The sequence below is a fragment of the bacterium genome (assembly GCA_036524115.1).
Classification (GTDB): Bacteria; JAUVQV01; JAUVQV01; order JAUVQV01; family DATDCY01; genus DATDCY01.
In genome coordinates, this window is sequence record DATDCY010000009.1 from 1 (window position 1) to 3,349 (window position 3,349).

General features: G+C 70.5%; 3 protein-coding genes. All 3 read right to left on the reverse strand.

Annotation, left to right across the window (positions count from 1 at the left end; translation table 11 throughout):
• Window positions 1-104: 104 nt before the first annotated feature.
• Genes accD through VI078_00360 form a run of 3 tightly spaced genes read right to left on the reverse strand, consistent with a single transcriptional unit; the run spans window position 105 to window position 3,042 of the window.
• Entirely contained in the window at window positions 105-1,034 is a 930-nt protein-coding gene (gene accD / locus VI078_00350; protein HEY5997737.1) for an acetyl-CoA carboxylase, carboxyltransferase subunit beta, read from the reverse strand.
• Window positions 1,035-1,077: 43 nt separating this feature from the next.
• On the reverse strand, window positions 1,078-1,671 hold the full coding sequence (locus tag VI078_00355) for a cyclic nucleotide-binding domain-containing protein (GenBank protein ID HEY5997738.1): 594 nt from the start codon (window positions 1,669-1,671) through the stop codon (window positions 1,078-1,080).
• A gap of 12 nt (window positions 1,672-1,683) precedes the next feature.
• On the reverse strand, window positions 1,684-3,042 hold the full coding sequence (locus VI078_00360) for a TrpB-like pyridoxal phosphate-dependent enzyme (GenBank protein ID HEY5997739.1): 1,359 nt from the start codon (window positions 3,040-3,042) through the stop codon (window positions 1,684-1,686).
• Window positions 3,043-3,349 lie beyond the last annotated feature (307 nt).

Genomic DNA, 3,349 nt, shown 5'->3' on the forward strand with positions numbered 1-3,349 from the left:
GTCCCCGAGCCGGGCCAGCGCCGCCTCGACGCGCCCGAGCCCCAGGTCCATCCCGAACCGCGCCGCGCCGAGGAGCTGCCCGAGCATCTCCTCGTACGACAAGGTCACTTCTTCCCGTTCCCGTTGACCTTGATCGCCGCCCGCGGCGCCCCGAACCAGGCCAGCGTCCGCGCCAGCCGCGCCCGCATCTCCTTGCGGTGCACGATGGCGTCGATGATCCCGTGCTCGAGGAGGAACTCGGATCTCTGGAACCCCTCGGGCAGCTTCTGGCGGATCGTCTGCTCGATGACCCGCGGGCCGGCGAAGCCGATGAGCGCGTTCGGCTCGGCGATGGTGACGTCGCCGAGCATCGCGAAGCTCGCGCTGACGCCGCCGGTCGTCGGGTCGGCGAGGATGGAGATGTACGGGAGCCCGGCCTTGCCGAGCCGCGCGAGCGCGGCCGCGGTCTTGGCCATCTGCATCAGCGAGAGCAGCCCCTCCTGCATGCGCGCGCCGCCCGAGCAGGAGACGATGATCAGCGGCGTGCGCCGCGCCGTCGCCCGCGCGGCCGCGCGGGCGATCCGCTCGCCGACCACCGAGCCCATGCTGCCGCCCATGAAGTCGAACTCGAAGGCGCAGAGCTGGACCGGGCTGCCCAGCACGCACGCCTCGCCGCAGAGGACGGCCTCGGTGGAGCCGCTCTTGCGCGCGGCGTCGCGCGCGCGGTCGGCGTAGCGCCGCGAGTCCTTGAAGTGCAGGGGGTCCTCGGGGCCCACCGCCTCGTCGTGCGGCACGAAGCTGCCCTCGTCGACGAGGAGGCGGATGCGCTCGCGCGCGCCGATGCGGAAGTGGTGCGAGCACTTCGGGCAGACACGCCGGTTGCGCTCGATCTCCTTGCGGTAGATGATCTCGCGGCACCCCGGGCAGATGACCCACAGGCCCTCGGGGACCCGCGGCTGGCGCGGCCCCTCGGGCCGCCGCTGCGTGGCCGCCGCGTCCTGCCCCTCGGGCCCATCCTGCGCCGGCTCCCGCCCGTCCTGCTCCTGTTCCGTCATGCTCCCCGCCCCCGCTCTCGACTGCCGCCGCGGACCGCGACGCTCACGCCACCGCCGCGGACATCTCGAGCAGCGCCTGCTCGAGCACCGCCGCATCCTCCACGCGGTATGCGTCCCCCTGCGGCGCGCGGGCGATGGCCCCGCGCTCCGCCAGGGCTTCGAGCACCGCCCGGGCGTCCCCGGGGGCGAGACCCGAGAGCTCGGCGAGGCCGGTCGGCGACAGCTCGCGCGCTGACAGCAGGTGCGGCTCGGCGCGCAGCGCCTGGCGCGCAAGCACCCACGCGTCCAGCCGCCTGGCGGCGTCCCCCGCGATCTCCAGCAGCTGCTCGGCCACGACCCGGGTGACCTCCGGCCCGTGACGGGCGACCGCGTCCAGCGTCCGGTCGCTGACGAGCAGCAACCGGCTGTCCTTGACGACCTCGGCCCGGCCCGTGCGCGACACGCGGCCGAAGAAGGCCTCCTCGCCGAGGACCCGCCCGGCGCCGAGCACCTCGCTCCCGCCGCCGGCCGCGCCGACGCGGACCGCGCCGCTCTGGATCACGAACAGCTCCTCGCCCGGCGAGCCCTCCGTGTACAGGATCGTCCCCGCCGCGCAGTACTTGCCGAAGAGGCGGAACAGTACCTGCTCGCGATCCACGCGGCCCGGTGCCTAGGCGCCGACCTTCGGCACGTTCTTCAGCGCCTCGTCGATGTCGGCCTGCTGCAGCTCGAAGTCCTCGAGCTTCCTGCTGAAGTAGTTGTCGTAGGCCGTCATGTCGAAGTGCCCGTGCCCGCTGAGGTTGAAGACGATGACCTTGCTCTTGCCCTCCTCGCGCGCGCGCAGCGCCTCGTCGATGGCGCCCTTGATGGCATGCGAGGACTCGGGGGCCGGGATGATCCCCTCGTGGCGCGCGAACAGCACCGCCGCCTCGAAAACCGGGTTCTGGTGGTAGGCCACCGCCTCGGCGATCCCCTCGTGCACGAGCTGGCTCACGAGCGGCGAGTCGCCATGGTAGCGCAGGCCGCCCGCGTGGATCGAGGCCGGCGTGAAGTCGTGGCCGAGGGTGTACATGAGCATCATGGGGGTGAGCTTCGCGACGTCGCCGAAGTCGTAGGTGAACTTGCCGCGCGTGAGCGTCGGGCAGGCCTTGGGCTCGACGGCGACCAGGCGCACCTTGTCGCCGTGCGCCTTGTCGCGCACGAAGGGGAAGGTGAAGCCGCCGAAGTTGCTGCCGCCGCCGACGCAGGCGATGAGCACGTCCGCCTTCTCGCCGATCTTGGCCAGCTGGGCCTTGGTCTCGAGGCCGATGATCGTCTGGTGCAGGCAGACGTGGTTGAGCACGCTGCCGAGGGCGTAGTTGGTGTCCGGCCGCGTGGCGGCGTCCTCGACCGCCTCGCTGATCGCGATGCCGAGGCTCCCCGTGGAGTCGGGGTGCGCCGCGAGGATCGCCCGGCCGGAGTTCGTGCGGTTGCTCGGGCTCGGGATGACCTCGGCGCCCCAGGTCTGGATCATCGAGCGGCGGTAGGGCTTCTGCTCGTAGCTGACCTTGACCATGTAGACCGTGCACTCGAGCCCGAACATCTGGCAGGCCAGGCTCATCGCGCTGCCCCACTGCCCGGCGCCGGTCTCGGTCGCGATGCGCTTGATGCCGGCCATCTTGTTGTAGTAGGCCTGCGGCACCGCGGTGTTGGGCTTGTGGCTGCCAGGCGGGCTGTGGCTTTCGTCCTTGAAATAGATGCGGGCCGGGGTCTTCAGCGCCTTCTCCAAGCCGGTCGCCCGGACCAGCGGCGCTGGACGCCAGATCGCGTAGATCTTCCGCACGTCGTCCGGAATCGGGATCCATCGCTCCTGGCTGACCTCCTGGAGGATCAACTCCCGGGCGAACAGCGGCGCAAGGTCCGCCGGACCAATCGGCTGGAGCGTGCCCGGGTGCAACGGCGGCGGCAAAGGCTCGGGCAGGTCGGCCTGCAAGTTGTACCACTGGGTGGGGATGTCGCTCTCGCTCAACAGGATCCGCTTGGTATTCATTCCAGGCTCCTCAATACGGCCCACTTGTCTATGCCGCCAAGATCAACCAGCGTAATTAGTACACGGCGATTTGTCGATGGTCGCCGATCGAGGGGAAACGCAAACGACGAGATTCCCTCAAGGATACCCCCCATTGGTGCAGACCAAAACAGTGCAGAGTCGCGGGCAACCGGGACGGCATTGGCCTTTGCCGAATCGGCGGTCTCGGGGAGAATCTGGGAACCCGCGCACGACGCGCCGCACACCTTACCCACGAGCGATCCAACCGCATGAGTCTCCGTCGTCTGTCGAGCCGGGCGTGGTTGCC